This window comes from Salifodinibacter halophilus (genome assembly GCA_012999515.1).
Taxonomy (GTDB): Bacteria; Pseudomonadota; Gammaproteobacteria; order Nevskiales; family Salinisphaeraceae; genus Salifodinibacter; species Salifodinibacter halophilus.
The window spans coordinates 1-245 of record JABEEB010000572.1 but is presented as its reverse complement, the minus strand read 5'-3'; the positions used below and the strand labels follow the sequence as shown (position 1 = coordinate 245).

The following is a 245-nucleotide window of genomic DNA, read 5'->3' as shown; positions in this document are numbered from 1 at the left end:
CCCACGGCGACGTGTCCTCGCCCGCGCACGCCGAAGCGCTGGTGCGCGAGGTCGAACGCCAGCTCGGCCCGGTCGACATCCTGGTCAACAACGCCGGCATCACCCGCGACACCACCTTCCACCGGATGACCCCGCAGCAGTGGACCGAGGTCATCGACACCAACCTCAACTCCTGCTTCAACGTCACCCGTCCGGTGATCGAGGGCATGCGCGAGCGCAAGTGGGGGCGGATCGTGCAGATCAGC

General features: G+C 67.8%; 1 protein-coding gene. It reads left to right on the top strand.

Annotated elements, in window-relative coordinates:
* On the top strand, nucleotides 1–245 hold a 245-nt coding region (locus HKX41_12885), incomplete at both ends, for an SDR family NAD(P)-dependent oxidoreductase (protein ID NNC25030.1).